Annotated in this window: 27 protein-coding genes; 10 read left to right on the top strand and 17 right to left on the bottom strand. The window is 34.1% G+C overall.

Annotated features, from left to right (window positions below):
* Window positions 1-73 precede the first annotated feature (73 nt).
* Window positions 74-991, top strand: a complete 918-nt coding sequence (locus LNQ81_RS10020; protein WP_229946363.1) for a DMT family transporter — start codon at window positions 74-76, stop codon at window positions 989-991.
* Between the two features lie 62 nt (window positions 992-1,053).
* Here LNQ81_RS10020 and LNQ81_RS10015 read toward each other — a convergent pair whose 3' ends face one another.
* From LNQ81_RS10015 to LNQ81_RS10005, 3 genes are all read right to left on the bottom strand, one after another.
* Complete coding sequence (locus LNQ81_RS10015; protein ID WP_229946361.1) at window positions 1,054-1,992, bottom strand: pyridoxal-phosphate dependent enzyme; 939 nt, start codon at window positions 1,990-1,992, stop codon at window positions 1,054-1,056.
* Window positions 1,993-2,056: 64 nt separating this feature from the next.
* The gene (locus LNQ81_RS10010) at window positions 2,057-2,989 is read right to left on the bottom strand and encodes a peptidylprolyl isomerase (protein WP_229946360.1); all 933 of its coding nucleotides are present in this window, start codon (window positions 2,987-2,989) and stop codon (window positions 2,057-2,059) included.
* A 64-nt stretch (window positions 2,990-3,053) separates the two neighbouring features.
* Window positions 3,054-4,208 (bottom strand): MFS transporter, encoded by a 1,155-nt coding sequence (locus tag LNQ81_RS10005; RefSeq protein ID WP_229946358.1) that lies wholly within the window; start codon window positions 4,206-4,208, stop codon window positions 3,054-3,056.
* 273 nt (window positions 4,209-4,481) lie between these two features.
* Between LNQ81_RS10005 and LNQ81_RS10000 the strand changes: the two genes are divergently transcribed.
* The 3 genes from LNQ81_RS10000 to rplS all read left to right on the top strand — a co-directional run bounded on the left by LNQ81_RS10000 (window position 4,482) and on the right by rplS (window position 6,090).
* Window positions 4,482-4,814: a DMT family transporter gene (locus LNQ81_RS10000; RefSeq protein ID WP_229946356.1), complete on the top strand. Its 333-nt coding sequence runs from the start codon at window positions 4,482-4,484 to the stop codon at window positions 4,812-4,814.
* 58 nt (window positions 4,815-4,872) lie between these two features.
* Entirely contained in the window at window positions 4,873-5,556 is a 684-nt protein-coding gene (gene trmD, locus LNQ81_RS09995) for a tRNA (guanosine(37)-N1)-methyltransferase TrmD (protein WP_229946355.1), read from the top strand.
* Between the two features lie 183 nt (window positions 5,557-5,739).
* Window positions 5,740-6,090, top strand: coding sequence for a 50S ribosomal protein L19 (rplS, locus tag LNQ81_RS09990; protein WP_229946353.1), 351 nt, complete (start codon window positions 5,740-5,742; stop codon window positions 6,088-6,090).
* 469 nt (window positions 6,091-6,559) lie between these two features.
* Here the strand turns inward: rplS and LNQ81_RS09985 are convergent, their stop codons facing one another.
* Together LNQ81_RS09985 and LNQ81_RS09980 are read right to left on the bottom strand one after the other, a co-directional pair.
* On the bottom strand, window positions 6,560-10,243 hold the full coding sequence (locus LNQ81_RS09985; protein ID WP_229949279.1) for an ABC transporter permease/M1 family aminopeptidase: 3,684 nt from the start codon (window positions 10,241-10,243) through the stop codon (window positions 6,560-6,562).
* 3 nt (window positions 10,244-10,246) lie between these two features.
* Window positions 10,247-11,122: an ABC transporter ATP-binding protein gene (locus LNQ81_RS09980; RefSeq protein ID WP_229946352.1), complete on the bottom strand. Its 876-nt coding sequence runs from the start codon at window positions 11,120-11,122 to the stop codon at window positions 10,247-10,249.
* Window positions 11,123-11,308: 186 nt separating this feature from the next.
* On the opposite strand from LNQ81_RS09980, the gene LNQ81_RS09975 reads away from it, so the two are divergent.
* Both LNQ81_RS09975 and LNQ81_RS09970 read left to right on the top strand, forming a co-directional pair.
* A complete protein-coding gene (locus LNQ81_RS09975) occupies window positions 11,309-12,814 on the top strand; it encodes a SulP family inorganic anion transporter (protein WP_229946350.1) in 1,506 nt (501 codons plus the stop codon).
* Between the two features lie 76 nt (window positions 12,815-12,890).
* Complete coding sequence (locus tag LNQ81_RS09970; RefSeq protein WP_173835566.1) at window positions 12,891-13,043, top strand: hypothetical protein; 153 nt, start codon at window positions 12,891-12,893, stop codon at window positions 13,041-13,043.
* A 71-nt stretch (window positions 13,044-13,114) separates the two neighbouring features.
* On the opposite strand, the gene LNQ81_RS09965 is transcribed toward LNQ81_RS09970, so the two are convergent.
* The 10 genes from LNQ81_RS09965 to LNQ81_RS09920 form a co-directional block, all read right to left on the bottom strand.
* The gene (locus tag LNQ81_RS09965; RefSeq protein WP_229946349.1) at window positions 13,115-13,825 is read right to left on the bottom strand and encodes an SH3 domain-containing protein; all 711 of its coding nucleotides are present in this window, start codon (window positions 13,823-13,825) and stop codon (window positions 13,115-13,117) included.
* Between the two features lie 3 nt (window positions 13,826-13,828).
* Window positions 13,829-14,239, bottom strand: coding sequence for a hypothetical protein (locus tag LNQ81_RS09960; RefSeq protein ID WP_229946347.1), 411 nt, complete (start codon window positions 14,237-14,239; stop codon window positions 13,829-13,831).
* 160 nt (window positions 14,240-14,399) lie between these two features.
* Window positions 14,400-14,657, bottom strand: a complete 258-nt coding sequence (locus LNQ81_RS09955) for a Txe/YoeB family addiction module toxin (RefSeq protein ID WP_229946345.1) — start codon at window positions 14,655-14,657, stop codon at window positions 14,400-14,402.
* A complete protein-coding gene (locus LNQ81_RS09950) occupies window positions 14,658-14,912 on the bottom strand; it encodes a type II toxin-antitoxin system Phd/YefM family antitoxin (RefSeq protein ID WP_229946343.1) in 255 nt (84 codons plus the stop codon).
* Window positions 14,913-15,018: 106 nt separating this feature from the next.
* The gene (locus LNQ81_RS09945; protein ID WP_229949278.1) at window positions 15,019-15,633 is read right to left on the bottom strand and encodes a Vat family streptogramin A O-acetyltransferase; all 615 of its coding nucleotides are present in this window, start codon (window positions 15,631-15,633) and stop codon (window positions 15,019-15,021) included.
* 130 nt (window positions 15,634-15,763) lie between these two features.
* A complete protein-coding gene (locus LNQ81_RS09940) occupies window positions 15,764-15,946 on the bottom strand; it encodes a type II toxin-antitoxin system Phd/YefM family antitoxin (RefSeq protein ID WP_229946341.1) in 183 nt (60 codons plus the stop codon).
* 100 nt (window positions 15,947-16,046) lie between these two features.
* A complete protein-coding gene (locus LNQ81_RS09935; RefSeq protein WP_229946339.1) occupies window positions 16,047-17,078 on the bottom strand; it encodes a PLP-dependent cysteine synthase family protein in 1,032 nt (343 codons plus the stop codon).
* A 74-nt stretch (window positions 17,079-17,152) separates the two neighbouring features.
* A complete protein-coding gene (locus tag LNQ81_RS09930; protein ID WP_229946337.1) occupies window positions 17,153-19,213 on the bottom strand; it encodes a S9 family peptidase in 2,061 nt (686 codons plus the stop codon).
* A gap of 110 nt (window positions 19,214-19,323) precedes the next feature.
* Window positions 19,324-21,015, bottom strand: a complete 1,692-nt coding sequence (locus LNQ81_RS09925; RefSeq protein ID WP_229946335.1) for a S41 family peptidase — start codon at window positions 21,013-21,015, stop codon at window positions 19,324-19,326.
* Window positions 21,016-21,167: 152 nt separating this feature from the next.
* On the bottom strand, window positions 21,168-22,115 hold the full coding sequence (locus LNQ81_RS09920; protein WP_229946334.1) for an NADP-dependent oxidoreductase: 948 nt from the start codon (window positions 22,113-22,115) through the stop codon (window positions 21,168-21,170).
* A 127-nt stretch (window positions 22,116-22,242) separates the two neighbouring features.
* Here LNQ81_RS09920 and LNQ81_RS09915 point away from each other — a divergent pair, with 127 nt between their 5' ends.
* Window positions 22,243-22,593 (top strand): winged helix-turn-helix transcriptional regulator, encoded by a 351-nt coding sequence (locus tag LNQ81_RS09915; RefSeq protein WP_229946332.1) that lies wholly within the window; start codon window positions 22,243-22,245, stop codon window positions 22,591-22,593.
* A 54-nt stretch (window positions 22,594-22,647) separates the two neighbouring features.
* On the opposite strand, the gene LNQ81_RS09910 is transcribed toward LNQ81_RS09915, so the two are convergent.
* Both LNQ81_RS09910 and LNQ81_RS09905 read right to left on the bottom strand, forming a co-directional pair.
* A complete protein-coding gene (locus LNQ81_RS09910) occupies window positions 22,648-23,175 on the bottom strand; it encodes an NADPH-dependent FMN reductase (RefSeq protein WP_229946331.1) in 528 nt (175 codons plus the stop codon).
* Between the two features lie 13 nt (window positions 23,176-23,188).
* Window positions 23,189-23,506, bottom strand: a complete 318-nt coding sequence (locus LNQ81_RS09905) for a GNAT family N-acetyltransferase (protein ID WP_229946329.1) — start codon at window positions 23,504-23,506, stop codon at window positions 23,189-23,191.
* Between the two features lie 1,151 nt (window positions 23,507-24,657).
* On the opposite strand from LNQ81_RS09905, the gene LNQ81_RS09900 reads away from it, so the two are divergent.
* The 3 genes from LNQ81_RS09900 to LNQ81_RS09890 are packed head-to-tail and all read left to right on the top strand — an operon-like array spanning window position 24,658 to window position 26,356.
* The gene (locus LNQ81_RS09900) at window positions 24,658-24,981 is read left to right on the top strand and encodes a YbaB/EbfC family nucleoid-associated protein (RefSeq protein ID WP_229946328.1); all 324 of its coding nucleotides are present in this window, start codon (window positions 24,658-24,660) and stop codon (window positions 24,979-24,981) included.
* 4 nt (window positions 24,982-24,985) lie between these two features.
* Window positions 24,986-25,747, top strand: coding sequence for a DUF4369 domain-containing protein (locus tag LNQ81_RS09895; protein WP_229946326.1), 762 nt, complete (start codon window positions 24,986-24,988; stop codon window positions 25,745-25,747).
* Window positions 25,748-25,789: 42 nt separating this feature from the next.
* Complete coding sequence (locus tag LNQ81_RS09890) at window positions 25,790-26,356, top strand: Crp/Fnr family transcriptional regulator (RefSeq protein ID WP_229946325.1); 567 nt, start codon at window positions 25,790-25,792, stop codon at window positions 26,354-26,356.
* Window positions 26,357-26,405 lie beyond the last annotated feature (49 nt).

The following is a 26,405-nucleotide window of genomic DNA, read 5'->3' as shown; positions in this document are numbered from 1 at the left end:
ACAAGCTCCATTCATATAAAAGACCACAAGTTATTGTGGTCTTTTTTTATATTAGCATTTTAATATTCTTACATTGAAACTAAAACCTAAACATTGGATTACACTTGTTGTACTCTCACTAATCTGGGGTTCCTCATTTATCTTGATCAAGCGAGGTCTCGAGTACTTCACTCCTATTCAAGTAGGCGCTCTACGAATAACATTCGCCGGACTATTCTTACTTCCTATCTCATTAAAACATATCAGTAAACTTCCTAAGAAAACATTTCACTGGTTATTCTTAACCGCCTTAGTAGGTAGCTTTATACCGATGTTTCTATTCCCGATAGCAGAAGTACATTTAGATAGTTCTATCGCTGGAATACTCAACGCTTTGATGTCAATCTTCGTAATTGTACTTGGGGTCTTATTCTTTAAATATAAAACGCATTTAGGCGAAGTAACAGGAGTTATCCTCTCTTTTATAGGAGTTATATTATTATTACAGTCCCCTGATTCAGGCAATATAATCTCTAGTGATTGGTTCTATCATCTATTATTAGTCATCGCTTCCTTAATGTACGCATACAGTGGTCTATTAACTCAAAAATACATGGGGAATATCCCTCCATTAGTTTGGACGGCCTTTATTGAATTAGTACTTCTTATACCTGCATTAATTGTATTAATCTCTTCAGGTTTTTTTCAAACTATCGGCGAACATCCTGAAGCATTGAAGGGATTAGGCTTTGTCTTTTTACTAGCCTTGTTTGGAAGTGCATTAGCGAATATTTACTACTATAAACTAATACACGAGACCAATGCTAGCTTTGCTTCATCTGTTTCTTTACTTATGCCATTAGTAGCATTCTGTTGGGGGTTATTTGATGGAGAAGTACTTGGTTACATACAGATAATAGGAGGAATACTAATCGTTGCAGGATTATACTTTGGTAGAAAAGACATCAAGATACCTACATTCAAAAAGAAAGCAACACAGCATAAAATATAAGTTCTGCATTACCTAATACCTAAAAAATATAAAAGGGTGTCCATCTAGTGACACCCTTATTTTTATTCAAAAGGAAGATTATTCAAATCTACATTGCCTCCTGATAAGATAATTCCTACTTTCTTACCAGAGAAAGACGGTCTCTCTTTTATCAATACAGCAAGAGCAACTGCACTACTCGGTTCTACGATAATCTTCATACGTTCCCATATTAATCTCATCGAACTAACTATTTCATTCTCACGTACTCTAACGATAGATGACACATTATCCCTTATAATCGGAAAAGTAATATCGCCTAACTGTGTACGTAAACCATCAGCTATCGTATCCGTAGTTTCATTACACTCTATTTGTCCACTTTGCATTGAACGATAAGCATCATCAGCTTCTAATGGCTCCCCTCCAATAACTTCTATTGTAGCTTTACCAAATGCTTTAGCTGCTAATGCAGTACCCGAAATAAGTCCACCACCACCTACAGGTGTAATGATGACATCTAAATCAGGCTGTTTTTCTAAAAGTTCCATAGCAGCAGTCCCTTGTCCTATAATAACATTTAAATCATTAGATGGATGTATAAATGTAGCTCCAGTATCTTCTAAGATTTGATTACATATACGCTGTCTAGAGTCTAATGTAGGAGCGCATTCTATAATCTCTCCACCATAGACTATCACAGCATTGCGCTTCACAGCTGGCGCATCGTGAGGCATTACTATATAGCATTTTACACCGATATACTTAGCCGCTAAAGCTAATGCTTGAGCAAAATTGCCTGACGAATGTGTCACAATTCCTTTCTCTCTTTGGGCATCTGTTAACTGAAGAATAGCATTTACAGCTCCTCTCATCTTAAAAGCTCCCGCACGTTGAAAGTTCTCACACTTAAAATATAAATCATTACCTAAAAAGTTCTCTATATGACCAGACTCCATAATAGGAGTATAATGAGTATAAGGTCTAATACGGTCTAAACAAGCTAAGAAATCCACTTTCATACTAACTCTATATTTATATAACAAAAAAACTCTCAGCGTTTAAACTGAGAGTTTTGTATGATTATTACTTTACGTCCATTAACTCTACGTCGAATACTAATACTGCATTAGGAGGAATAACTCCACCTGCACCAGACTCACCGTATCCTAAGTAAGAAGGAATAACAAATCTTGCTTTGTCACCCACTTTTAATAAAGCAATACCTTCATCCCATCCTTCGATTACATGTCCCATACCTAACGGAAACTCGATTGGTTTCTTTCTTTTGTATGAACTATCGAACTCAGTTCCGTTAGCTAAAGCACCTTTATAGTGTACAGATACAGTTTTACCTTTTTCTGCTTGTTTACCAGTACCGTTAACGATCATTTGATATCTTAATCCACTTGCAGTTTCTTCAAACCCAGCAGCTAATTTTTCTACTTCAGCTAAAGCAGCTTTTTTCGCTTCTGCTTCTCTTTTTGTTCTTGAACCTTCGAACGTTCTGAATGCCTCTATAGCATTCCACTTCTCAGCAGCATCACCTACTCTGATAATTTCTACTGCTTCTAAAATATCTCCTTGTGCTACTGCATCAACGATATCTTGTCCTTCTACAACTTTACCAAAAACAGTGTGCTTACCGTCTAACCAAGGAGTAGCTACATGAGTAATAAAAAATTGAGATCCGTTTGTACCAGGACCTGCATTAGCCATAGATAATACTCCAGGACCATCGTGTCTTAACGCTGGATGAAACTCATCATCAAATTTATAACCTGGACCACCAGAACCTTGACCTAATGGACAACCTCCTTGAATCATAAAGTCAGGAATAACTCTGTGAAATTTAAGACCATCATAGTAAGGTTTACCTTGTGGGCGTGCATCATTTTCTAGATTACCTTCTGCTAAAGCTACGAAGTTTCCTACTGTACCAGGAGTTAATTCCTCAGTAAGCTTAACTAAAATAGCTCCTTTTGATGTGTTGAACTTAGCGTAAATACCGTTTTCCATTGTTCTATTATTTTATCGTTTTTGAATAACTTCACTTAGCCTATTTTGGCTAATTATACTTTTATCATTTCTTATTTGCAGCAAGATATACGATAAACGAAAGCAATGCTAAACACGCCCCCCCTATACATACTCCACTCCATCCAAAAAACTTCCACAAATATAATCCAAAAGCCGAGCCAAAAGCTGTTCCTAAGAAACTAAATGACATATAGACAGTATTTAACCTGTTACGTGCCTCTGGTAACAACGAGTAAATACGGGTTTGATTAGACACATGGATAGTCTGTAATCCCAAATCAATCAATACAATACCAACAATCAAACCAATGACAGATGTAGCAGAAAAGTAAAAAATGACAAAACTAAGTAGTGTCATAACTATGCCATAAAGTATCAATTTACGCGAACCACTTGATCCGCCAAACTTACCTACTAACGGTGCAGCAAAAGCTCCACATGCTCCTATCAAACCGAATGACCCTATCAATGCTGAATCATATTCAAAAGGCTTATTGTGTAACAACAATACCATTGTAGTCCAAAACGTACCGAACTGAGCGAATGCCAATGCTGTAATACCAGTTGATTCTCTAAGTATAGGTTGTTCTTTTATCAATACAAATAAAGATTTATACAAGTCTATTACTCTTCCATTAAATGTTGGTTTATTATAAGGAAGCCTCCATTGAATCATCAGAACCAAGATGACACTAACTCCTGTAGCTATCCAGAACATTCCTCTCCAACCTAACCATACACCAATAAATCCACTGACAGTACGAGAAAAAAGGATTCCGATTAACAATCCACTGACAACCGTACCTATTACCTTACCTCGCTGCTCATCAGAAGATAAGCTTGCCGCTAATGGCAGTACTAATTGCGGTACTATAGAGGTTGCTCCTAATACGAAACTGATAATTTGAAGCCAAAAGAAATCCTTAACTACTGCTGTCAATGCTAAAGCTATAGTAGCAAATATAGTAGTGATAATAATTTGTTTCTTTCGCTCTAACATATCTCCTAGGGGGATCATTAGAAACATTCCTACTGCATAACCAGCTTGTGTCAAATAAGTCAAAGTACCTGCTGAAGACTCTGACACCCCAAACTCTTCTGATATCAAAGGAATAAGGGGTTGGCAATAATATAAGTTAGCAACGATTAATCCCGTAACCGCTGCCATAAATAAAACATTTGATTTTGATAAACTCATAGGTGCAAATTTATACTAATTCAAAATCATAAATCTTAAGCTAGCGTAATAAATTATAATTAACACAACAAATGCAGAAGATTTACAACGAAGATAATTAGTCTATAAAAACTGAATACTGTAAAAGAAACATTGTCCCTCTTACTACAAATCACCATTGTACTTATTAATTGATTCTAAAATCCTTGTTTGTTAATCAAATTCTCTAATGAATAAAAATAGAGTGTCTTTTTTAGACAGAAAACAAATATAAAAAGTATTTTTGCTAAAAAAATGAAGAATCTAATCTTCTTACTTATCGCAATACTGCTTGAAACGATAGCTACTACATCACTTAAAGCAAGTGAGGGATTTACTAAGGTAGTGCCTGCTGCTATAACATTAATAGGATATGCAGGTGCATTCTATCTATTGAGTCTTACGCTGCGTACTATTCCCATAGGGATAGCTTATGCGTTATGGTCAGGTATAGGAATAGTCCTAGTTACAATAGCAGCCTACTTCTTATACAAACAAAAATTAGATACACCTGCATTACTAGGAATAGCCTTAATAATCATAGGAGTACTAGTTATTCAATTATTCTCTAAAAGTCAGGCACATTAATTCTGTTTTGTAGGATACAGAATACAATTGTACCTTTGTCAAAATATCAAAAGTAATTATGCGCATAGACATTATTTCCGTTTTACCAGAATTAATAGAAAGTCCTTTTCAAGCTTCAATTCTTAAAAGAGCAATAGAGAAAGAACTAGTAGAAGTACATTTTCACAACTTACGCGATTACAGTACTAATAAGCATAAGAACGTAGATGATTACCAATTCGGTGGTGGTGCAGGAATGGTAATGAGTGTAGAGCCAATAGATAAATGTATCACTGCTCTAAAGGCAGAACGCGAATACGATGAAGTAATCTATATGACTCCCGACGGAGAAACATTAAATCAACAAATGGCTAATGGAATGTCAATGCTTAAGAATATTATTATTCTATGTGGACATTATAAAGGGGTTGATCAACGTGTACGTGATCACTTTATCACTAAAGAGATTTCTATCGGTGACTATGTACTCTCTGGAGGAGAATTAGGCGCTGCAATCTTATGTGACTCTATTATCCGATTAATCCCAGGAGTACTATCTAATGAAACATCAGCCTTAACAGATAGTTTCCAAGATAACTTACTAGCTCCACCTATCTATACTAGACCAGCTGAATACAAAGGATGGAAGGTACCAGATGTACTACTAAGTGGTAATTTTGCAGTCATAGATAAATGGAGAGAAGATATGGCTTATGAACATACGAAAACAAGAAGACCTGATTTACTAGAAAGAGAAGATTAAAATAATTATTTTTATCTTTAGAAGTAAATACCGACAACTAAACAACAGAATAACAACTAGTTATTTACTAAAAATAATTAGTTGTTATTCTGTTTTTATTTTTATATTTGCACACGATTTGGATCAACCTCTGGCGAGGTCCGTGAATGTTGTTCTGAAAAATAATTTTTATACATTTTTACAATGGCAGATTTAATGAAATTCGTTCAAGACGAATTAGTTACAAAAAAAGAATTTCCTAAATTCAATGCAGGAGATACTATCACAGTTTACTACGAAATTAAAGAGGGTGACAAAAAAAGAACTCAGTTCTTTAAAGGAGTAGTTATTCAAAGAAGAGGACACGGTGCTACTGAAACTTTTACTATCCGTAAAATGTCAGGTAACGTTGGTGTAGAGCGTATCTTCCCAGTTAACATGCCAGCTTTAGAAAAAATCGAAGTTAATCAAAGAGGTAAAGTACGTAGAGCTCGTATCTTCTACTTCAGAGAACTTACTGGTAAAAAAGCAAAAATCAAAGAAAGAAGAAGATAATCAACTTTCTAAGAGTTATAAAAAAAGAGATTGTACACAGTACAGTCTCTTTTTTTGTACCTATAACTTAGCTAATAATATAACAGCCTCTTCTCTTTACATCACATTCCTGCGGTTGCTTGCCTAATTCTAGCGGTTTCATTGAGGTTCTCCTAATCAGAACGCTTGCTTCAGCAACAACTCCTCACAAATACTGCACAAATTCTAGAGTCATATAGAGAATTAAGAACCTTCTATCTGACTTTTAACCCAGAATCAGCCTTAGCCAAATACTACAAATCAATTCTACGTCATAGCTCTTTCATTAGCTCTATAACCATACTATAGTATGCTAAAATCACTAATTCAGATCTATTTTGTATAACTACTTTTCGTTTATATGTCTATCACATATTCTGGGTTTAAAACACAAAAAAAGGCTGTCACTTACGCAACAGCCTCTAATCTATATATAACCAGTAGTCTAGTTTTAGTTTACACTTTTTCTATTATCAACAGATTCTGTATCAATTAATTTATTATAAGGATCTATACCTACCTCAGTTGGTTTCTCATCTACTATAATCATAAAGTCATTCTTAATATCTGAAATCTTCACTTTCTTCAGATATAAGACTTTCTCTTTACTCTTATCTTTCTTATCCCCATTTTTACTGTCTTGACTAAAGATACCAACCTCTACATAATCAGCTAAAGGGAGAGATTTAATCTCTTTGCCCTTTTCTGTTTTAGTTACCAGTGTTCTACTATCTGTATCAGTCTTAGAAACACCATCAGCATAGCTCTTCTCTCCTTTCTCACCAGCTCTGTACTTACTAACGATAGCCTTTATTTTCACTTCGTACTTTCCATTCTCTAGCTTTTTAACCTCAGCTTTCTCTATATAATTATCATATAGTGTAATCGTTTCAAACATATCTTTGACAAGATACTGAAGTGAATCTGGTGTAGCTAGTTTTATATCTGCTACTAATTCACCAGCTGTAGTATAAGGTGCATCTTGAAAAGCTACTTTTTTAATATACTCTTTTAGTGTATTATTTAACTTATCATCACCTATATAATCACTCATAGCATAAAATACTAGGGAACCTTTATTATAATGAATATGTTGTTGATTCTCATTATACATCAGTGCTTTTTCTTTCTTAGATTCAAAACCACGTCTGCTCAAATATTTATCTAATGACTCTTTTAAGAATTTGCGCATTTGGCCTTTTCCATATTCTTTTTCTAAAACTTTTAAAGAACTATATTCAGCTAAACTCTCAGAAAGCATTGTTGCCCCTTGTACATTAGCTCCGATAACTTGGTGTGCCCACCATTGATGTGCTACCTCATGAGAAGTAACAGAAAAAGGATAATCAACCTTGTCATCTGCTTCCTCATCTATCTTCGCTATAAAACCAATAGCTTCAGAGAATGGTATCGTATTTGCAAAAGACTGTGCGAATGTTCCCATTGTACTAGGAAATTCAATAATACGCACTTGCTTATGTTGATATGGGCTAAACTCTTTCTCATAATAAGCTAATGATTTTTTGACACCATTTATCATACGATCTAGGTTATATTCATGCCCTTTATGATAATAGATTTCTATGTTTATATCGTTCCACTTATCGCGTTTCACCTCATATCTAGCAGAGTTAAACGCATAAAAGTTCAGCATCTTTTGATCCATCTTATAATGGAAATAACGTCTATTACCTTCTTTCCATTCTTTTTGTAAATATCCAGGTGCTATCGCTATCTGATTTGCAGCAGTACTAACAGTGGTTTCAAAAGTTACCCAATCTGAATCACTACTAATGTAAGTATTCTGAAGTGCTTTCTTATCTGTCTGTGCTGCCATACGTTCTTTTGGCGCTAGATCATACTTCTTACGTACCTCATCATCTTCTAATTCTCCACTGTCGTTATATCCAAATGATGGGAACATACTATTATTTATAAATGTACCATTCTCAATAACAGCAGAATTATTGCGAATAAGCGTATTAGGCTTATTCTTCATTTCAAACTTAAACGTTAACTTCTCTCCTGATGCTAACGGTTTATCAAGTTTATAGATTCTAATGCTATGTACAGTATCATTCAATACTTCCTTAGCTCCCTCGATAGTGATAATATTTAGATAATCATTTGTATAGTTAACAAATAGACTATCAACAGCTCCTTCATTCTTATTCTCTAAAATGAATTGTCCTTTAGCAGAGAAATCTCTCGTATAAGGATATAAGTCTACATCTACCTTAATGTCTGTGATACGAGGTAAAAGCATATTCTCATACTTCTTATAGGTCTTCTCATACGCCACTGTCTGTAGCTCTCCTTCTTTATCTGATGTATATACATTAAGTACTGTATTCTCATAGTATAAATATCCTCCTAAACTAAAGAAAGCAACAGCAAATATTACAGTAGGGATAACAATCACACGAGTAGCCCTTTGTTTGGCAAAATAGAATCGTTCCTTTATATTACTTACAATACCTCGTCTCCAGAACAACAAACTCAAACCACTTAAAGAACAAATGAACAATATCCAATAGAATGCATATACAAAATATCTACCTACATCACTTCCGAAACCATTCATATCAGAATATCGTGGACTAGGTAATTTATTAAAGAAGAATATACGTTGTTCTATTCCAATTTTTGAAAGTTGATTACCAAATAAGAAAAAGACAAAAAGTACAAAGAAACCAACTAAGTAATTTCTAAAGTATGTCTGCACTGCTATTGCTAATCCTGCCCAGATGATATACCATACCCAGCTAAACCCTATCAACTGTTTTAAATAAAGACCTATCTCAAAGTTAAAATATCCATTAAAAACCTGAACAGCTATACCTCCAACTATGACGACTAACAACAATAGTAATTGAACTGTTATTAACCCTAAAAATTTAGAGATAAAGAAAACATAATTAGGTGTTGGTGTTGCATCTATCAATAGATTCATATTTGCTAACTTACCTCTATGAACAAGTAATCCCGCACCTAAAAAGGTGATAATCATAATAACAAACTGAAATGTAGAACCTGGTATTTCTAGCATTACACGTGTTACAGGATATATAGTAGTTCCAAACATTGATGTAGCAGAAGATGCTACTAAAAGCATCATTAACACACCTAGTCCAACCAATACCATAAACACTCTATTCTTAGCTAAATACTTAATCTCTCCTAGGGCAAAACTAAATATATTATTCCATTGTGTTTTTAATGAAAAATCATATCCTACTTTAGGCAGCTCTATACGCGTTAATCCACCAAAGTTATTTTTAGTTACACGTTCGCCTTTTTTCGCCTTTCTACCAAAAGTAATCGGCTGTTGTGTGAAAGAGAACATCTTCCCTAATCCCAACAAGAACAATAAAGATACACCTAACCAAATCAAACGATTCCATAAATACCATTTCTCTATCGGTAGATTATTCATATTCATCTCATCGATCGTCCAGTATTCAGTATAATAACTTAATGCAGAGCCTCCTGAAGGTTCTAATAAAGCTACTAATTCTTTGTTGTCTAAGTCATGTCCTAATCCTGATAATATACCTTGGATAATTAACAAGATAACCATAGAAACAAATCCTATATATACACTTCTAGATAATGTTACGACAACAAATACAATACTACCAAAGAATAACATATTAGGTATAATAGCGAATATGTAAACTTGCGCATAGTTCCAAAATGTATTAGGTCCTATCAATAATCCGTTAGTCCACGGTAATAGAGTCGCTACATAAATACCTATTCCAATCATCACACTAATTAATAGCGTCACAAGAAATGAGCTTAAAAACTTACCTGCTAAATACTCTACTTTAGAGAAAGGGTAAGAGAATAATATGTGATGCACATCGTATCGAAAGTCTCTATAAATAGAAGCCCCTATAATAGATGGAAACATAAAATATAACAGATTATTAAAGCCATCTATTATATTAGTCAACATATAAGGTGAGTTATACTTCGTTAACGATGTAGAAGATACTTGAACAAAATCAAATACCCCTGCTAAACTCGCCATCGTTAAAAAGCCTAAGGCAAAGAATAATCCTAGGTATAAATAAAATACCCAGTTTTTTAACCATCGCTTTATTTCAAATGAAAAAATAGTTCCAAACATCATTTATCCGTTTTTAAGTGCAACAAAATAAACATCTTCTAAGTTTGGTTTCACTTGTACAAAACCAGCTTCCACAAGAGGGACTTCTGAATACGCTCTTATATTCAGTTTATTCTCTTGATTATATTTTCCTGATAGAATAGTCAATTCTTTATTTAATTCTTCGGCTACTTCACGAGTAGTCTCTCTAGTCCATATCTTTCCTTCTAGCTTTTGTTCTGCTTCTTTAGGTGTACTTCGTTCTAATAAATTTCCTCCGTTTAAGATAGCCATCTCGTGACATAGTTCATTCACGTCATCCACAATATGCGTAGAGAATATCACCGTATTATTATTTCCTATTTCTCTTAATACATTTAAGAAGCGATGTCTCTCTGCTGGATCTAGTCCTGCTGTTGGTTCATCTACAATAATCAACTTAGGATCATTTAGCAACAATTGGGCAATACCAAAGCGTTGTTTCATCCCTCCTGAATATCCACTCACACTTTTACGTCTCACCTCATATAGGTTAGTTACTTCTAATACTTTAGTCACAATCTCATTGCGTTCAGAAGCTTTAGATATCCCCTTTAAACGAGCGAAATAGTGTAATAAGTCTAATGCTGACATATTAGGATATACTCCAAAATCTTGTGGTAAATACCCTAATATTTTTCTAAACTCATTCTGTTGTTCTAGTATATTAATATCCCCAAAGTGAATAGTTCCACTATCAGGTTTTTGTAATGTAGCGATAGTACGCATTAAAGAAGATTTACCCGCACCATTAGGTCCTAATAGTCCAAACATTCCTGACCCAATCTCTAAGTTAAGATTATCGATAGCCTTAACACCATTCTTATAAGTCTTGTTTAAATTTTCAATAACTAATTTCATAATACTAATTTTGGTTTATATATAAGTAGTAGTTTAGTTAATAATGTTACAGTTACATTCACATTATTAAAATATAAACAATGTAAATCTCTCTCACATTAGTAAGAATCACACTTTTTTAATTTAATCAATTACTGCGTCTTTATTAATCCATTACATTTACATCTTTAAAATATACAACATTTTATGTTACAAAATATACTGGAAATTAAGAACAACAATATCCTCATTCAGAATGAAATCCTAGCAGGTCTAACGGTTGCTATGACCATGATACCAGAGTCATTATCCTTTGCAATATTAGCGGGATTACACCCCCTGACAGGACTTTATGCAGCGTTCTTAATGGGAATTATAACAGCTATTTTTGGAGGACGTCCAGGCATGGTGTCAGGAGGAGCAGGTGCTACTATTATCGTGATGATATCTCTGATAGCGATGTATGGAATAGAATATCTATTTGCGGCAGTTATACTAGCGGGTATTATTCAGTTAATCGTAGGTATTCTTAAACTAGGTAGATTTGTTCGTTTTATCCCACAACCTGTCATGTATGGCTTTTTAAATGGATTAGCTGTAGTCATCTTCTTTGCACAGATTTCTCAATTTAAAATAAATGTAGATGGTATTAGTACTTGGCTGACAGGTATACCATTATATATGATGATAGGCCTAACAGTACTTACCATAGTAGTTGTAACACTATTTCCTAAGATAACAAAGAAAGTACCGGCTACGCTTATTGCTATCGTTATAACTACTGCAGTAGTATTCTTCTTTCAACTTGATACACGCAAAGTAATGGATATTGCTCATATTAGTGGAAGTTTGCCTAGTTTTCATATCCCTGTATTACCTTTTACCTTAGAAACTATACAAATCATACTGCCATTCTCTCTAGTTATGGCAGGAGTAGGACTAGTAGAGTCTCTGCTAACCTTAAGCATAGTAGATGAAATCACAAATACAAAAGGCAATACCAATAAAGAATCTATCGCTCAGGGTATCGCTAATATTACCAACGGTTTCTTTGGTGGTATGGGAGGATGTGCTATGATTGCACAGACTTTAGTTAATCTGGATGCAGGAGCGAAAAGTAGAATAGCCGCTATCATAGGCTCTATAACTATATTAATCATCATTTTAGTAGGTGCACCTGTGATCGAGCAGATACCATTAGCAGCACTAGTTGGAGTAATGATAATAGTCTCTATTACTACATTTAAGTGGGTTTCTTTTCAGCTAGTCCTTCGTATGCCTAAAGCAGATGTATTCGTTTTATTTCTAGTTACAGCTGTTATTATTGTTACGCATAACTTAGCTTTAGCAGTACTAATCGGTGTGATTGTATCAGCACTTGTCTTTGCTTGGGACAATGCGATACGCATCCGTGCCCGCAAATCATTTGATGTGAATGGAAACAAAGTATATGCTATCTATGGCCCCCTATTCTTTGGTAGTACTACTACCTTTACAGAGAAGTTCACTCCTCATAAAGACACCTCTACTATCACTATTGACTTTAAAGAATCACGAATAGTCGATATGTCTGCTCTTGAGGCAATCAAAAAGATAATAGATAAATACAAAAGTCATAATAAACAGGTTATACTACTAAACATCAATACTGAAGGCAAAAGATTAATGACCAACTCTAAGTTATTTGAGGATAACTTATTAGAAAACAGTTAGATTAAGCTTTCAACCTTCTCATTATTAGACTTAATTCTTTATATTTGATTACTACAATCAATAAAACACTATAACCATGCTTAAAATATCACTATCCGTACTACTTGCTATCTTAGGTGGCTATCTAATATTCTTAGGTTTAAAAGCCGATATGTTACCTCCAACTATTACAGGTATAGGGTTCTTTCTAATCGCTATTATATTTAATTTACCTAAAGATAAAAAATAAGAATAACCTGATCAGTCAATTCTGAAAAGTATATAAACAAAGGACAACCTCATCAGTTGTCCTTTGTTCTTTTAAAAAGGTCTTATTACAAAACGACCAATATATGTATCTCCCTTTATAATCCAAGCTACGATATAAGCCCCTGCACCATCTCCATTAGAAGTATATATATAAATAGTATCATTCTCTCTATCAAAGACACAGTGGGGTTTAATACTAGGATTAAACATATTATCAAATGAAGAAACAGGTAATTCTATTATATTACCGTATTTACTAATCGTAATAGAAGTATAGTGACTTAACTTATGAAGCCCTTCAATTCCCCATGCCTCTTGTTCTTTATAGCCTACTAAATTATATGCTCCATCGACTGTTTTATACTGTGGAATGAAATCACGCTTATTCTCTTCAAAATCTACTTCTTCAATATTCATTTCAACTTTTATTCCCTTCCCTTCTAGAATAACATTAGTATAGGATTCTTTAGCAAGAGGTATTTTATCAAAGGTACTTAGTGCTTTTAATCTTGAGTTATGAATAAACCCGCCTTTACCTATGCGTTCATCAGAAAAGCTTACATTTTGCCAATCAGCTTTTTTATCATACTCTTCATCGAATACAAACACTACGTCACCACTAGCCAACTGTCTAACGATACTTGCTTTATTATCTCCTGTCTCTCTGACATTTACATATCCATCTTTATCTACTAAAGCAAATAACTGCCCATACGATGTACTGCATATTAATAGCAACAATAATAAACCTATTTTTTTCATGTCTTACATCTTAAACTTAAACCCACGTGGAGCATATAACTTCCCCTCATCATACAGATTTAGATAAAGTCTTATAGTATCTGTTTTTCCTTTTACATAAACTGCATAAATATCCAATACTCCTCTTCCATTAAATAACCCATTCGGAGTATCAAAATGACAACAACTACCTACTCTATAGAATGATAAACTATTGCCTTCTAAATCTGTCAAATCCTTTAAGTATTCTATCTGATTCTGAGGCCCTCTGTTCTGCTTTACACCTCCTACATTTATAGGATTAGAAGGAGAATATCCATATTCGCGATTAGCTGAATGCATTAAAGAAGATGATGAAGTAGTCTCCAATATCTGTTTCGGCTTACAGCTTACCCAAACTAGAACTAACAATATAAACAGTAGATTTTTTCTCATATTAGGCTAATTTAATGATTAACACATTATCTAAATTACAAAAAATAATAAGTATACTTGCTTTTGATAGTATCATATGATACTATCAAAAAAACAACTACCTCATAATGAATAAATTATTTCTAAATAAAAAAGCACTCCCATAAGGAATGCTTCTATATTACTCATAATGAAATCTACATTTTAATATTTGTATTTCATCATCTTCTATACGATATATAATTCGATGCTCATCATCTATTCTTCTTGACCAATAACCAGCATATTTATGTTTTAACGGTTCGGGTTTACCAATACCTTCAAAAGGATTACGCGCAATGGCTTTAAGAAGTTCGTTAATCTTCTTTAATTTCTTCTTATCTATATTTTGCCAATAAAGATAATCTTCCCAAGATTCTTCAACGAAAACAAACTTCATCTATAGATCAATTAAGGTCCTCACTGTCTTATCCCCTTTCTTCATTTTTTCAATAGCTGCATCTAATCTCATTTCATTTTTTCTGGAAGACAATTCGTGATTAGTTGCCATCAAAGAATTATACTCTTCTAATGACATCACAACAATTCCTTCATTTTTACCTCTATTGATTATTAAAGTTTCGAAGTCTGTAGACACCTTGTCAAAATAAGCTTTGATATCTTTTCTAAATTCACTAATACTTGCTATTAACATAATATAATACTTTAATATTTTGTACAAATATACGTACAAAATATTACATAAACAATATAACAAAAAAACCTAACTAACAACTATTAAACCACTTATAAAATAACACTTACTCTTTAATTTTCTCAGTAAGGTATTTAAGATTAGCTGTTATCTTCTCTATGTCCCAGTTCCACCATTGCATTTCTAACAACTCCTGTATCTTCTGCTCTGAGAATCTCTTCTTGATTTCTTTAGTAGGGTTACCACCTACGATACTATATGGTGCAACATCTTTCGTTACCGTTGTATTAGAGGCAATAATAGAACCATCACCTACCTTCACTCCCGGCATAATCGTCACGTTCGTTCCTATCCATACGTCATTCCCTATAACAGTATCTCCTTTATAAGGAAGATCTGACAACTTAGGTTCCGCTACTTTCCAATCCTTGCCAAAGATATTAAACGGATAAGCAGTTATCCCATCCATCTTATGATTAGCTCCATTCATAATAAATACAACGCCTGACGCTATCATACAAAACTTCCCAATAATCAACTTGTCACCTATAAAGTCAAAGTGATACTTCACATTCTTTTCAAAGTTGTCTACACTCTCGAAGTCATCGTAATAGGTATAATCACCTACTATGATATTGGGATTCGTAATTATGTTTTTTAGAAAACACAATCTATTATAATGTTCTAATGGAAACTTATCGTCGCTATCTGGTATATTCATCATTAATTAGTTTTAAACAAATAGACCAATACAGTCTTTAAGTTCTCAAAGATAAAACAAAAAAAGCACCTCAACCTAAAAGGAAAAGGTGCATATTTATACTTCTTGCGTTGTGTATCAGCTTCTGTTGTTATGCATTTATAGCTTGTTGGCTAGCTATTCTTTTAAGAGCGTTATACTCTTCTATTGGTATAATTGCTATTCCTGTAGTTTCACACTCTTTGACCATTAAGTCAAGCCCACTATCCATCACATAATCGATGTAAATTGATACATCTTCTTTAAATTCATTTAGACTAATCTGTTTCTTCATTTTTGTACATTTTGTAATACAATTACAACAATCGAACCATTTAGTTATTTTTACTCAAACAAAAAATTAAATAAACAGAATTTACCTCAAAATATTATGACTACTTTACGTAGTTAATTTCATTCTTTGGCTCTCCATCTAAGAACCCTTGTTGTTCCATCCAAGTATCACTATAGATCTTACTCATATAACGAGAACCGTGATCAGGGAATAACATCACTATCACACTATTCTCATCAAAAGCTCCTTCTGCTGCATACTGTCTCGTCGCTTGTAGTACCGCTCCAGAAGTATATCCTAAGAATAACCCCTCTGTACGAGCTAACTCACGTGCTGCCTGAGCTGCATCTTTATCCGTTACCTTGATAAACTTATCAATCACAGAGAAATCAGTAGCACTTGGTATCAAGTTCTTCCCTAACCCTTCTATTTTATATGGAGCGATCTCATTAGGATCAAGCTCTCCTGTCTCATGGTATTTCTTTAATACAGAACCGTAAGCATCCACTCCTAAGATTTGGATGTTAGGATTCATCTCTTTTAAATAACGAGCCGTACCTGATATAGTGCCTCCTGTACCAGAACAACATACGAAGTGCGTAATCTTACCACCTGTCTGTTCCCATATCTCAGGTCCTGTAGAAGCATAATGCGCCTCAGTATTTAACTCATTAAAATATTGATTGATATAGATTGAGTTTGGAGTCTCTTTCTGCACAGTCTTTGCCACTTCATAATATGAACGTGGGTCATCAGCAGCTACATTAGCAGGACATACGTATACAGTAGCTCCCATTGCGCGTAGCATATCTATTTTGTCAGGAGAAGACTTATCACTCACTGATAAGATACATTTATACCCTTTAATAGCACTTACCATAGCAATACTAAATCCAGTATTACCAGATGTCGTCTCTACAATAGTACTACCTGGCTTTAATATTCCTTTTTTCTCAGCTGCTTCGATAATGTGCATTGCAATTCTGTCTTTTGCAGAATGACCAGCATTGAAAGCTTCTACTTTTCCATAGAAATTCCCCTTTAACTCCTTAGTAACTTTACTCAATTTTACAATTGGCGTATTTCCTATCAGAGCTAATACATTATCATACGCTTGAATCTCATCTTTCATAATATCTTATTTACTATTGACAGTTATTAAACTGCCCTTGTTACACTAACAAATTTACTAAAAAAACAAAGCCACTACTCTTTTATCCCTTCTAAATCGAACATAAAAGTGAACTCTTTTGCTACTTCTTTAATTGCTTCAAAACGTCCTGATGCACCACCGTGTCCAGCCTCCATATTGGTATCTAAATAAAGTTGCTTATCATTCGTTTTCATCACTCTCAACTTCGCTATCCACTTCGCAGGTTCCCAATACTGGACTTGACTATCGTGTAGCCCTGTAGAGATATATATATTAGGATAATCTTGAGCAGCCACATTATCTAATGGCGAGTACGACAGCATATAGTCATAATACTCTTTCTCATTTGGGTTACCCCACTCATCATACTCTCCTGTAGTCAACGGTATCGTATCATCAAGCATAGTCGTCATCACATCAACGAAAGGCACTTGAGCAATCACTCCGTTATACAAGTCAGGGCGTTTATTCACCACTACTCCCATTAATAAACCTCCAGCAGAACCACCTTCTGCATATAGATGTTCTGGACTAGTATATCCTTCAGCAATCACGTGCTCTGAACAAGCAATAAAATCATCAAATGTATTCCACTTCTCTAATAACTTCCCATCTTCATACCACTGACGTCCCATATCTTCTCCTCCGCGAATATGAGCGATAGCATAGATAAATCCTCTATCTAATAGCGTTAATCGCGTAGTAGAGAAATAAGGTTCCATAGAATATCCGTACGAACCATACGCATACTGTAAGAATGGATTAGTCCCGTCTTTCTTCATACCCTTTTTATAAATGAGAGACATTGGTACTTTCACTCCGTCTTTAGCTGTAGCCCAAATACGCTCTTCTATATAATCGTTCTTGTCAAAAGTTCCTAATACCTCTTGTTCTTTCTTCACTTCCTTCTCACGCGTACGCATATTGAAGTCTATCACAGACGATGGCGTGTTCATAGACTGATATCCATAACGCAATATCTCAGTATCGAAGTCTAAGTTCGTACCTGTATAAGCATTATACGTTTCGCTCTCAAATGGTAAATAATACGCTTCTTTACTATTGTCCCAAGACTGAATCTTTAAGTGAACTAATCCATTAGAACGCTCTGAGATCACCAAGTAATCTTTAAAGATGTCCACTCCTTCTAACAATACTTCTTCTCTGTGAGCAATCAGCTCTTCCCAATGCTCTACAGTAGTTTTATCTTCGGGACAACGCATTAACTTAAAGTTATCTGCATCATCTAAGTTGGTCATAATGTAAAAGTGTCCGTTATAGTGAGAGATGTTATACTCTAGCTCACGTATTCTCTCTTGGAACATTCTAAATTCCCCATCAGGATTCGATGATTCTAATATTTGGAACTCACTAGTCAGTGTACTCTCACTTGCGATAACTAAGTATTTACGTGATTTCTCTTTGAAAATATGTGTGTCAAAAGTATCATCAGCTTCGTAGTAGACCATTACATCTTCCGCAATCGTTGTACCTAACTTATGCTTATAGATTTTATCTGCACGAAGTGTTACCTCATCTTTACGAGAGTAAAACAAAGTCTTATTATCAGATGCCCAAGTAGAGCTACCTGTAGTCTTCTCTATGGAGATAGGAGATATCTCCCCTGTAATCAAATTCTTTACTTGCAGTGTATACTCTCTACGAGATACAGTATCTGTACCATAAGCTACCCATTGGTTATCCTCAGATACATTCACCCCTCTTAAGTGAAAGTATGCATGCCCCTCAGCCATCACATTACAGTCAAATATAATCTCCTCATCAGCCTCTAAGCTACCTTTCTTACGACAGATGATAGGATAGTCTTTTCCTTTCTCAAAACGAGTGATGTAGTAGTATCCGTTGTAGAAATAAGGCACAGAACTATCGTCTTCTTTTATTCTGCTTTTCATCTCTTCGTATAGATCAGCCTGAAAAGCTTTAGTATGTGCAGTCTCTGCTTGATAGAATGCATTCTCTGCATTTAAATAATCAATTACCTCTTGATCTTCTCTATCGTTTAACCAAAAGTAATTATCTATTCTTGTATGATTATGTGCTGTTAGCTCGTGTGGTTTCACTTTAGCTATAGGCGCTTGTATATTATTACTCATTATTTTCAATTGTTAAAACACAAAAGTAAGGTTTTATAACTTAAATAATTGTTAGCGGGGTTTAAATGAGTATTAAGGGATTTGTACAGTGGGATATAATGTAATACTTCCTACTTCTCCCCTTTTATCAAATCCATCGCATACTGTATCACCCCATACGCATTATAATTACTTGCAGACTCAGGTACTATATAATCTATTTTTAAACCATTTCGGTGAACATTATATGCTTTATCATTAGGATAGAAAGCTCCATAACCCGAGAAATCTATTGTAGTATCATCTTTCAGAAGTACTTGTATACGATTAGTCACTGCACCTGCTGTCTGCTTACCTATGGTAATACATCTCGGCGCCTGCTGAATTCCCATCCCCATATATTCGGCTGCACTCATCGTATAATGATCTACAAGTAATACTACTGTTCCTTTATAATAATCCTTATTCTCCCTTCCTGTAACAAAAGGATCTGCAATTTTAGCAACTCCCACCTTACTGTCCCATTGTCCTAATGCAGGACCATACCAATCTAATGATTTAAAAAAAGTAGTTTTATGAGGTAATAGATAAGATGCAATATGCTCTAGGCGTATCTTCTCAGGATAATTACGTAGATCTAAGATAATGTTTTCCTTACTACTATTAGCCTTAAAGAAAGTGCTCAATTCTTTCTTTGTAACATTGCCCAAATAGAGATACCCAATATCATTACCTAAATCAGGAAACTGCTGTGTATCAATAAGTGATTCTATAGTTTTAAAACTTACAAACTCCTCTCCTTTTAACAAAGGAATAGTTCTTTCTATAATGTCTCCTCCTTTCTTTTTTATGCTTACTTTCATTGATTCTTGATCACCTAAAGCTGGAAAATAATAATTCTCATATGTTTTTAAATAATTGGGATTAGATACACTCACATACTTCCCTATAGTACTCTCTCTATACTCCTTTACAGACATCCCTTCTACTCTATAGATTATATCTCCTAATTCAATATTACTCTCTTTAGCTATAATAGGATCATAGATAGTCACTATGACTAACGAATCGTTTACATTTTTTGTTTTATATGTACTAAAACGCTTTACTTTATTTTTAAGAAAATAGCTTGCTTGATAATCACTATGTGAATCGTTCAATTTTACAAAAAGCTCATCTTTTAGATACTCAAATTCTATTCCTTCACTCGTCTTAAACCTTGGAACGAACTCAGTCAATACCTCATCCCATGGCGTATCAGTTAGATATATATTCACATTCCCATAACGGATACTATTCCAAAAAGAAGATAAAAACAGCATCCGGTGGTTTTCCTTCTCATTGCTAAAGTTAGGCAATGGCTTTTCGTGATCAAACTTTACCATAGCAGATATTTTATAGTTCGTTAGATAATACTTTCCATAATTGCTATTCTCTTTTAAATCGATTAGTATAGATTGTAACTCCTCATCATAGAGACTATTCTCTATCCATTCAAACTTAGCATTAGCAGTAAATAATTTATCTTCACTTACTTTAATCTTGTCTTTTTTAATAGGGTGCTTAGAAGAGTCAAACTGTTTTATCCATTGCTTTAAGTACGTATTTAAAGCCTCTTCGCTCTTTATCATTTCTAGACTAGAATATGCTTTTAAGAATTCTTGATCCATATCATAACCACCTCTACTTACATTAGGATGTTTATACTTGACTAATCCCCATACATGCATTAGACTTTCAGAACTTACCTCTTTCAACTCTCTTTTCTGAGCAAAAGAAACAGTACAAATCAATAGTGTAAACAGCGCAAAAAATTTATTCATTATATCGTTAATTAGATATTTTGTGTTCTAAATATATTGATATCACCACAGGACACTTAAGCTATTAACATTAAAATAACTTTGCTACTTACTGTCAATACAAAATCTATAAAAGAGAAAAGCCAGAGACTCTCATCTTTGGTATTCTTATTCTACAACGTCACCACTACTTTTCCCACTACTCTATTTGTCTCCACTGTCAAGTGAGCCTTAGCCATATCCTCAAAAGAGAACTCCTCATTAATATGTACTTTCACTAATCCTTCTGACATTAGTTGAGCTACTGCTTCTACTGTCACCTCTTTAGACTCCACCATCATAAACACAATACTTACCTCGCACTCTTTAGCTAATGCTAAAACCTCTTCGCTAATCTCAGGAGAAGGTAATGTCACTATCATTCCTCCTTGTTTAACCACTTTTATAGATTCTAACAGTGTATCACCTTGTATCGTATCTATTACCACATCTACTGCCTCCACCTTATCTACTAATTGCTCACTCGTATAATCGATATGCTCATCAGCTCCTAATGACATCACGAAAGCTTTATTCTTAGCAGAAGACGTGCCTATTACATGAGCTCCTTTTGCCTTAGCGATCTGTACTGCTATATGTCCTACACCACCTGATGCAGCGTGTACTAATACTTTATCTCCTTGTTTTACTTTTGCCACATCTACTAATGCTTGATAAGCAGTACTTCCCACCATCGCTATAGCAGCTCCTTCTTTTAAAGTAACATTGGGAGGTACTAAACTAAGGTGTGTAGCATAAGCTCCTACATACTCTGCATAGCCATCACCCACACCGAAGAAGTTAATCATACCACTCACCTTATCTCCTATCTTAAATTTAGTCACTTCACTTCCTAGTTCTATCACCACACCTGCTATATCCCATCCAAGTATCACAGCATCCTTCTTACCGAATATCCATTGTTTCACACCCTCATACGCTCTTGACTTTACATCTACAGGATTGATACCTATAGCTTTTACTTGTACTAATACTTCATTTGATTTTATAGTTGGTAATGCTACTTCAGTTAATATCAGATTATCTACACTACCTGCTTGGTTTAATACGATTGCTTTCATTGTTTTTATTTAAAGTTTTAATCAAAAGTATCTACCTTTATACCGCAAGTCAAGTAGGTACTTTTATGTACCTTAGTTACTTAAACTATACTAATACTGTATATCAGTTTGCTATTTTTAAAGAATTATGAAAAAAATAATCCCTAACGAACCTTCTTGTCCTGTTGACTACGCTTTTAGAAGAATAGGTGGCAAGTATAAAGGTCGTATCTTATGGTACCTCCATGTAAAGAATATTATGAGGTATGGAGAACTGAGAAAAGCGCTATCCGATATTACCCCTAAGATGCTTACTCAAGCTCTTCGCGAATTAGAAGAGGATCATATCGTACACAGAGAAGCTTATCAAGAGCTACCTCCACGCGTAGAATATTCACTTACGGATACAGGTAGAGAGCTTATGCCGTTTATAAAACACTTAAAACAATGGGCTGAGAAACAAATAGAGAAGGAACAAATAATAACTAATGTAAACTAAAAAAGCCAAAGACTCTCATCCTTGGCTTTCAAAAAATATAAATCAAAAAAACTACTATAGTCCCCCTCTAAACTTTGCTATTTTCTCTTTTAATTCTGTTAATAATTCAGCATTGACAATACCGTTGACCTCATCGAAGTTCTCATAGTATTTAGGCAATGCGAATGTATCTATAAGCTGACCTCCAAACTGTGGAAATACCGTCTTGGCGATATTCAGTGAGTTCTGTCCTCCATATCCACCAGGAGAAGTCGACATCACGAACATTGGTTTGTTCTGCCATAACTTTAACTCCTTGCGAGAACACCAATCAAATAGATTTTTAAAAGCTGCTGTCCAGTTTCGATTGTGCTCAGACATTGAACAGATAATAGCATCTGACTCTTTTATCTTCTCTAAAAAACGGTTAGCTCCTTCAGGGAATCCTAACTTCTCTTGATCTACTGAGAACAAGGGTACTGGATAGTCATTTAAATCAATTACCTCAAGCTCTCCTTCAGGAAATATAGGTAGGGTAAATTCTACTAACTTCTTATTAATCGAAGTACTTGATGTACTTGCAGCAAATCCTAATATTTTCATAGCTTATATTTAATTATAATTTATCATACGCTGGGAATACCTTAGAGACGATGCGCTTCCACTCAGGATGGCGCTTAATATATGCGTAGACTAAAGGACACAGTGGGAATAACTCATAGCCGTTATCCTCAATATACATTAAACTCTTCTCGATTAAAGCAGTTGCCACACCTCTACCAGCTAACTCTTCTGGACTCTCTGTATGAATAAGCTGAATGACTTTACCTTCTTCTGCATAATCGATAAATGCAGTATAGCTATCGACTGTCAACTCAAAACGCTTCGTATCAGCATTTTTATTTACGTCTAAAGTTACAAATTCCTCTTTCATATCTATCTGTTTTTTTGGGTTATTAATTCTTTATCTTACAATAATATGCTGAGAAACACTCTTATCTACTTGTCGTAGATTAAGTTTTACACATCGTTCTAATTTAAATAAAACTTTATGAGTTACAAATACCACACTTAATCTAAGGATTAATGAATTTAATTTTTTTATTTTATCTACTTATTCCTCTATTTAAACGCCTATTTTAAAGCTTTATTCATTCATTTTTTCTAAATACTCTTCATTTTTACCGTTAAACGCTCAATTTACAAAAAAAAATATTCCTTTTTTTTCAACACCTCAAAACATAATCAACTGTATTTAAACCACTTAATTATAGTTATAGATTTTCTATTTCTTTTAAGACACCTCTCAATCCTAACTGGAATAAGGCTTTGTGCTAAATTGCTCGAGGATTCCTCGTAGATACACCGTAAATAGTCGTATAAAGGAGCTCTTTCTCGGATAATGTTCCACTTATTGATGCGGAATTCTCCTATAGCTTAGTACTCCTATAGAATCAAAATCACATCTATAATACTGTAATAAAAAGCTCTTACATTTTAAGTCAATAGTTGAAGGGAAGGGTAAAATATTCGATAGAAGTTACTTCGATACATTGTACTATGGATTAAAACAACTGTTTTATAGTCTCTACAAACACAGTAAATACAACAAAATAATACCTACAGCTTCTAAAATAGCGCTAATTATATTTTTTGGCACGATATATGTAATACTCATTATGCAACAAAAACAATAAACTTTCTTTTTCTTAAGCGACCTAACTACCCCCAAATAGCTAGGTCGCTTTTTCTTTAATCAATATCCCCCAGAATAAGTGATATACATATAAACGAAAGTAATTATACAAAATAGATCTTTAATTATTGATTAAAGCATACTGTGTATAGTTTTAGAATTAATGAAAGAGCTATGAAGTAGAATTGCTTTATAGTATTTGGCTAAGGCTGGGTATGGGTTAAGTAAGTAAGTAAGTAAGTAGTAGTCTAAATTTATTTCTCTTACTTGATTTTGACATAATCCACTAATAATAAACAATCTATATAATACATTAACTATTCTCTAACAAAAATGTATAACTTCAAAAGATTTTAATATTTTTGCGACTCAATTTAAATACATTTGACATGTTTGGAGACTTAATGGGAATGATGGGTAAGCTACAAGAAACCCAAGCTAAAATAGAGGAAACTAAAAAGAGATTAGATACCGTATTAATAGATGATCAAAGCAATGATGGTCTTCTAAAAGTAACCTTAACTGCTAATAGAACAATTCGATCATTATCTATCTCTGATGAACTAATGGAAGATAGAGAGCAACTAGAGGACTACCTAATCATAGTTCTAAATCGCGCCATAGAGAAAGCATCAGATATCAATGAAGCTGAGCTTGCTGCTGCTGCAAAAGATGGTATGCCAAATATTCCAGGACTTGACCTTTTTAAATAATATTATGAAAAAAATTATCTGTGCTCTTTTCTTAGCTATCGGGGCTTCATTTGTATCTTGTAATAAAGAAGATGCTAAAGGTAACCTTACTGTAACAGGTAATGTTGATGGTTTTAAACAAGGTAAACTTTACCTTTATCAAATACAAGATACTGTATTTAAAGCAATCGACTCTCTAACAGTAAATGGCAACTCTACCTTTAAGTTTTCACTTAATATAGATTCTCCTGAAGTATTCTTTTTAACCTTAGATAGAGGTCATTCTACTTCACAAGACAATCAAATTATGTTCTTTGCAGAACCAGGTCAAATGACTATTAACACTTCTCTTAAGAACTTCTATAATGATGCAAAAATTACAGGTTCTAAAAATCAAGAAGTTTATGATGATTATGTAAAGACTCGCGCTCTTATTATAGATAGACAAAATAGTCTTCTAGTAGATATCTTTAATGCTGATAAGGAGAATAACAATGTAAAAAAAGATAGTTTAAACAATCTATCCAAAAAGCTTACTATTCGAAAATATCTAAATGCTGTGAATTATGCTATAACGCATAAAGATGCTGATGCAAGCCCTTACATTGCTTTAACAGACCTATATGATGCAAACACTAAACTGTTAGATACAATTTATAATTCTTTATCACAAGAGGTATTAAACCGCAAGTATGGTAAACAGCTAGACCAATACATCAAAGAAAGAAAAGCTGCAGAAGCTGAGATTACAACACAAAATAATACTTCTACAGAAGCTCAACAATAAACAAAAACGCCTAATAGGCGTTTTTTTTTGTATTTTTACTATATGACTAAACTATCTCAACAACTACAGCGGTCTCTGCAACTATCAACGCAAGAAGTTAAGGTAGCGGAGGACTTATTCGTTCCCATTAAGTTTGACAAAGGAGAAATACTAATCTCTGATCTATCTAAAAACTGTCATCTCTATTACATTTTAGAAGGATATGTAAGAGTCTATACATTAATGGATGGAAAAGAAGTAACACAGTGGATAGGTAGCCCTAATTATTTTATCACCGACTTATCTACCTGGATATTCAATACTCCTATTAAGTGGACCATCGAAGCAATTACTCCAGTAAAAGCTATTTACATAACTCAAAAGAATTATCATCTCCTTTCTTCACAAGTAAACAATTGGCTAGAGAAGGAACGTTTCTTTATAGGTCATTGTTTTGAGCAGATGGAAGTCCGAATTTTAGAATTTCTAACCTTAACAGCAGAACAACGGTACTTATCTTTCTTTAAGCAATCAGGATCCTTATTTAATGAAGTTCCCCATCAATACATTGCATCTATGTTAGGAATGAGCCCAGAAACTCTAAGCAGACTCAGAAACAAAACATTATAACCTAATAATTATCTATATAATTCACTAACAACCTTATTAGAATATAGGC

The sequence above is a fragment of the Myroides oncorhynchi genome, from assembly GCF_020905415.1.
GTDB lineage: Bacteria > Bacteroidota > Bacteroidia > Flavobacteriales > Flavobacteriaceae > Flavobacterium > Flavobacterium oncorhynchi_A.
Note: the sequence above shows the minus strand (reverse complement) of the source record. Positions and strands in the feature narration are given on the sequence as shown.

What these genes read in the sequence shown, in the direction of transcription:
- LNQ81_RS10015 (WP_229946361.1), bottom strand. Translation starts at nt 1,992, where the DNA reads ATGAAAGTGGATTTCTTAGCTTGTTTAGACCGTATTAGACCTTATACT.
- LNQ81_RS09945 (WP_229949278.1), bottom strand. Translation starts at nt 15,633, where the DNA reads ATGAATATACCAGATAGCGACGATAAGTTTCCATTAGAACATTATAAT.
- rplS (WP_229946353.1), top strand. Translation starts at nt 5,740, where the DNA reads ATGGCAGATTTAATGAAATTCGTTCAAGACGAATTAGTTACAAAAAAA.
- LNQ81_RS09970 (WP_173835566.1), top strand. Translation starts at nt 12,891, where the DNA reads ATGCTTAAAATATCACTATCCGTACTACTTGCTATCTTAGGTGGCTAT.
- LNQ81_RS09930 (WP_229946337.1), bottom strand. Translation starts at nt 19,213, where the DNA reads ATGAGTAATAATATACAAGCGCCTATAGCTAAAGTGAAACCACACGAG.
- LNQ81_RS09950 (WP_229946343.1), bottom strand. Translation starts at nt 14,912, where the DNA reads ATGTTAATAGCAAGTATTAGTGAATTTAGAAAAGATATCAAAGCTTAT.
- LNQ81_RS09895 (WP_229946326.1), top strand. Translation starts at nt 24,986, where the DNA reads ATGAAAAAAATTATCTGTGCTCTTTTCTTAGCTATCGGGGCTTCATTT.
- LNQ81_RS09960 (WP_229946347.1), bottom strand. Translation starts at nt 14,239, where the DNA reads ATGAGAAAAAATCTACTGTTTATATTGTTAGTTCTAGTTTGGGTAAGC.
- LNQ81_RS09940 (WP_229946341.1), bottom strand. Translation starts at nt 15,946, where the DNA reads ATGAAGAAACAGATTAGTCTAAATGAATTTAAAGAAGATGTATCAATT.
- LNQ81_RS09975 (WP_229946350.1), top strand. Translation starts at nt 11,309, where the DNA reads ATGTTACAAAATATACTGGAAATTAAGAACAACAATATCCTCATTCAG.
- LNQ81_RS10010 (WP_229946360.1), bottom strand. Translation starts at nt 2,989, where the DNA reads ATGGAAAACGGTATTTACGCTAAGTTCAACACATCAAAAGGAGCTATT.
- LNQ81_RS09905 (WP_229946329.1), bottom strand. Translation starts at nt 23,506, where the DNA reads ATGAAAGAGGAATTTGTAACTTTAGACGTAAATAAAAATGCTGATACG.
- LNQ81_RS09965 (WP_229946349.1), bottom strand. Translation starts at nt 13,825, where the DNA reads ATGAAAAAAATAGGTTTATTATTGTTGCTATTAATATGCAGTACATCG.
- trmD (WP_229946355.1), top strand. Translation starts at nt 4,873, where the DNA reads ATGCGCATAGACATTATTTCCGTTTTACCAGAATTAATAGAAAGTCCT.
- LNQ81_RS09910 (WP_229946331.1), bottom strand. Translation starts at nt 23,175, where the DNA reads ATGAAAATATTAGGATTTGCTGCAAGTACATCAAGTACTTCGATTAAT.
- LNQ81_RS09935 (WP_229946339.1), bottom strand. Translation starts at nt 17,078, where the DNA reads ATGAAAGATGAGATTCAAGCGTATGATAATGTATTAGCTCTGATAGGA.
- LNQ81_RS09890 (WP_229946325.1), top strand. Translation starts at nt 25,790, where the DNA reads ATGACTAAACTATCTCAACAACTACAGCGGTCTCTGCAACTATCAACG.
- LNQ81_RS10000 (WP_229946356.1), top strand. Translation starts at nt 4,482, where the DNA reads ATGAAGAATCTAATCTTCTTACTTATCGCAATACTGCTTGAAACGATA.
- LNQ81_RS10005 (WP_229946358.1), bottom strand. Translation starts at nt 4,208, where the DNA reads ATGAGTTTATCAAAATCAAATGTTTTATTTATGGCAGCGGTTACGGGA.
- LNQ81_RS09985 (WP_229949279.1), bottom strand. Translation starts at nt 10,243, where the DNA reads ATGTTTGGAACTATTTTTTCATTTGAAATAAAGCGATGGTTAAAAAAC.
- LNQ81_RS09920 (WP_229946334.1), bottom strand. Translation starts at nt 22,115, where the DNA reads ATGAAAGCAATCGTATTAAACCAAGCAGGTAGTGTAGATAATCTGATA.
- LNQ81_RS09955 (WP_229946345.1), bottom strand. Translation starts at nt 14,657, where the DNA reads ATGAAGTTTGTTTTCGTTGAAGAATCTTGGGAAGATTATCTTTATTGG.
- LNQ81_RS09915 (WP_229946332.1), top strand. Translation starts at nt 22,243, where the DNA reads ATGAAAAAAATAATCCCTAACGAACCTTCTTGTCCTGTTGACTACGCT.
- LNQ81_RS09925 (WP_229946335.1), bottom strand. Translation starts at nt 21,015, where the DNA reads ATGAATAAATTTTTTGCGCTGTTTACACTATTGATTTGTACTGTTTCT.
- LNQ81_RS09900 (WP_229946328.1), top strand. Translation starts at nt 24,658, where the DNA reads ATGTTTGGAGACTTAATGGGAATGATGGGTAAGCTACAAGAAACCCAA.
- LNQ81_RS09980 (WP_229946352.1), bottom strand. Translation starts at nt 11,122, where the DNA reads ATGAAATTAGTTATTGAAAATTTAAACAAGACTTATAAGAATGGTGTT.